Consider the following 419-nt stretch of genomic DNA (forward strand, 5'->3'; position numbering starts at 1 on the left):
CTGTTTTTGAAGACGCTTTATTCTTTTCTCTACCTTCTTTATGAATCCTGGATTCTCTATTGCTATACCATTCGATAAGGTTGCAAATTTTTCGATGCCTAGATCTATGCCAACGGAGTTCTCTGAGGATAATGGTTTCTTCTCTGGTAGTTCTTCTTCATTTTCATATATAATAGAGCAGTAATAGTATCCTGAATCCTTGGTTATTACTATCTCGTTGATGTCTTTAATCTCGGACAGCTTCTTCTCAGAGCCCTTGAAGTATATGCCTTCAGAGAACTTTGGGAAATATATCCTGTTTCCTTGAATTTTGATGTGCTGTGGTACTGCGAAGTATTCGTTAATACCTTTCCTTTTGAATCTTGGATGATCTGCATTCTTATGGAAGAAGTTCTTGAATGCATTATCAAGAAAGCGTA

General features: G+C 36.5%; 1 protein-coding gene. It reads right to left on the reverse strand.

The features are described 5' to 3' along the window. Positions 1-419, reverse strand: a 419-nt coding sequence (locus DMB44_RS09180; RefSeq protein ID WP_153280226.1) for a transposase, incomplete at both ends; no start/stop codon positions are given.

The sequence above is a fragment of the Thermoplasma sp. Kam2015 genome (assembly GCF_003205235.1).
Classification (GTDB): Archaea; Thermoplasmatota; Thermoplasmata; order Thermoplasmatales; family Thermoplasmataceae; genus Thermoplasma.